Raw genomic sequence first — 2,803 nt, forward strand, 5'->3', positions numbered from 1 at the left:
TCAAATTTTATCGTTGAATTTAATTATTGGGTTGTTGAAATAATTTCTATTTTCTTAATATCATGTGTTGGGTTACGCAAAGCCTTCACCCAACCTACGGGAGATTGCGATCGTACTAAAATTTGAAGCATCACCCATTAGAAACCCGGTTTTTCCCCTCACAGAATGCTGAATGCAGCGCAGGTATTTGGAGTTTTCGCGTTGAGGGAGAAACCCGACTTATTGAGAAGCAAAAGTTTCAAAAAAACCTTGGATACCTCTAGCTTATGACAACGCTGAGTCAAAAATCTGTTGTGCAGTCAAATTCAAATTGGGAAACAACAGTGATTTAATCGGGCTATTTCCCCGATAGGGAGTCATCTGATATTCACCTTCAACTAATTCGCAAACAAAAATAGTTGGTTGTTTGGGGTTGCCGATGAATTTTCGACCACCAAAAGCTTCAAAATCCAAAATCCAATATTCAGGAATACCAGTTTTCTCATAGTCGGCAAACTTATGATAATAGTCATCTTGCCAATTAGTGCTAACAACTTCAATTACTAAGGGCATTGAACTGGCTTGACATAAAATTGGTCTATTACCCCATAGTGCTTCATTTTTAACATTGCTGTAATCTTGAATTAAGATATCAGGATTGTATAATGAATCATTTTCAGGAGTTTTAATAAATGCTCTATTTGGCATTCGATATTGAGAACCTATTTGTGATAGGAGAGTACCGAAAAATACAGTTAAAAATCCAATAATTGCTTCATGCTTTCCGCTTGGTGGAGGCATTTCAAAGATTATTTCTTTGTGTAGTTCATAATGGTTAATTGAATTTTCGGGATACCATTCAATGAATTCATCGATAGTGTAGAATTGGATTGTGGGAAGACTTTGAGTCATCTGGATAATTCTCAAAAATATGAACTCTTAGCAAGGATTAAATCCTGACTCGATTGATATTGATATTTATATATACATCAATATCATAAGACAAGTCTGCCAATGCTAGCCATTTAGAGCGATCGCTTACATCGCTTACATCGCTTACTCGGTTCAAGCAGGGAAAAACCTTAGAGCGCAATTTGTTGGATGAATAGAAAGTTAGCTTGGACGGATGAAGCTTGGAATTATTATTTATACTGGCAAAGTCGAAATAAGAAAACCTTTTTTATCTCGATTCTCCCAAACTACATCCGCTTCAGCAACTCATCATACTCATCATGTGTGCCAATCCAATACCAGTAAATATGCTCGGATTCCAACAAGCCTAGAACGCGATAGTTAAGGCTGACACGGGCAGAATAAATTGGTTGTCGTTGGCTAACCCGCTTGAATTGAAGGCTATTGTGATACGGATTTTCCTGCCAGAGTGCGTAGGCTTTCGCAGCCTGTTCCTGAATCGATTCAGGAAGTTCCCCAAGCTGTTTACGAAATGTTTTGGTGACGCTTGATTTCATTTCTCAGATGGGAAAATAGTATCCAGTGCGGCTGTTTGCCCACTTGCTATTTCTTGACGTACCATTGCAGCCATCTGATCCCACTGTTCATCCGTCGTAGATGCAAAACGACTTTCCCATTTTTGCTCGTCTTCTAATTCCGCTAAAAACCGAGACGCGATCGCATCTTGTTGATCGGGAGGAAGTTGTTGAATTTGGGCTATTGCCTGTTGAAGCAGTTCGGTCATGTCTCAATAGCAGTAAATACTGCAACATTTGGCTACTTCCTAATTTTATCCAATATTAAGGCTAATTTGTATAGGTTGTATGGTGAGTGATTTTGGGTTTATTGTACTGAAAAAGTTAAGGTAGCTTTCAGCGCGATACCAGCATCGCGCTCCTTCCGTTGGCTGGGTGTAGGTAGACTAAAAATCTCAATATTTACAGGACTTACGCAAGAATTACGTATTTACGTCATTGCGTAGCTTGCGTCTTCGTAAGGAAGCAATCCCAAAGTCTAGTTTTTCCGTTACGATTGCATAAGTCCTAATTTAGTCAACATCTTGTAGCACCGCAACCCATATTATAATCTCGTTGATGTTGGGTTACGCAAAGCCTCCACCCAACCTACGCATAATTGCGATCGCACTACAACTACACGAAAACCAAAAGCGTAGTAACGACTCTCGCGCGTAAAGCTGACGCGGTTGGCACTACGACAGTAATCTGGCTTGAAGTTCCAAGAACCACCACGCAGCAGCTTTTGATTATCATTAGCAGTTAGCCGAGTACTTGCATCAGTCGGCGCACCATTATAATTATCATTCCAATTATCTTGACACCATTCCCACACATTGCCGTACATGTCATACAAACCAAAAGCATTGGGTGGAAATTTTCCTACTTCTGTTGTTTCTTCTCTGTAAATACCTTTGGGTGCAGAACCATAGGTGTAATTCCCGTTATAATTTGCTAATTCAGTCGTAATCGTCTCACCAAAGTAAAATGGTGTAATTGTACCCGCACGACAAGCATATTCCCATTCTGCCTCACTGGGTAATCTGTAAGTTCGTCCAGTTTTCTTGCTGATTTTTTTGCAAAATTCAACAGCATCATTCCAAGAGACATTTTCAACAGGTCGATTTGCATCTTTAAAATGGGAAGGATTATTCCCCATAATTACTTGATACTGTGCTTGGGTAACGGCAAATTTACCCATAAAAAAGGGTAATCATCTGTTGATATTTTACCTAGATTTACCTATGATTATAGATGGTTAATCTAGGTAAATTATGGATAGGTTTTTGACCATTGGTGAAGTAGCAGACCTAAAAGCTGTCAGTGTGGATACGATTAGACGCTGGGAAAAAGAAGGA

At 39.4% G+C, this 2,803-nt stretch carries 4 protein-coding genes and 1 pseudogene; 1 reads left to right on the forward strand and 4 read right to left on the reverse strand.

Features of this window, described 5'->3' with window-relative positions:
• Positions 1-264: 264 nt before the first annotated feature.
• The 4 genes and pseudogenes from CK510_RS28850 to CK510_RS28865 all read right to left on the reverse strand — a co-directional run.
• Positions 265-891, reverse strand: a complete 627-nt coding sequence (locus CK510_RS28850) for a Uma2 family endonuclease (RefSeq protein WP_095724903.1) — start codon at positions 889-891, stop codon at positions 265-267.
• 287 nt (positions 892-1,178) lie between these two features.
• Positions 1,179-1,448 carry a type II toxin-antitoxin system RelE family toxin gene (locus CK510_RS28855; protein WP_095724904.1) on the reverse strand — a complete coding sequence of 90 codons (270 nt, stop codon included), beginning with the start codon at positions 1,446-1,448 and terminating at the stop codon, positions 1,179-1,181.
• Positions 1,445-1,675 (reverse strand): hypothetical protein, encoded by a 231-nt coding sequence (locus CK510_RS28860; RefSeq protein WP_095724905.1) that lies wholly within the window; start codon positions 1,673-1,675, stop codon positions 1,445-1,447. Before CK510_RS28860 ends, CK510_RS28855 begins: the two co-directional genes overlap by 4 nt.
• Positions 1,676-2,010: 335 nt before the next feature.
• Positions 2,011-2,652: pseudogene (locus tag CK510_RS28865) on the reverse strand (formylglycine-generating enzyme family protein); the annotation flags it as partial.
• Between the two features lie 67 nt (positions 2,653-2,719).
• Here CK510_RS28865 and CK510_RS34500 point away from each other — a divergent pair.
• Positions 2,720-2,803 (forward strand): MerR family transcriptional regulator (locus CK510_RS34500; RefSeq protein ID WP_143289493.1); only part of this gene is annotated, 84 nt, incomplete at its 3' end.

It is taken from the genome of Brunnivagina elsteri CCALA 953 (assembly GCF_002289455.1).
Classification (GTDB): Bacteria; Cyanobacteriota; Cyanobacteriia; order Cyanobacteriales; family Nostocaceae; genus Brunnivagina; species Brunnivagina elsteri.

What these genes read in the sequence shown, in the direction of transcription:
- CK510_RS28860 (WP_095724905.1), bottom strand. Translation starts at nt 1,675, where the DNA reads ATGACCGAACTGCTTCAACAGGCAATAGCCCAAATTCAACAACTTCCT.
- CK510_RS28850 (WP_095724903.1), bottom strand. Translation starts at nt 891, where the DNA reads ATGACTCAAAGTCTTCCCACAATCCAATTCTACACTATCGATGAATTC.
- CK510_RS28855 (WP_095724904.1), bottom strand. Translation starts at nt 1,448, where the DNA reads ATGAAATCAAGCGTCACCAAAACATTTCGTAAACAGCTTGGGGAACTT.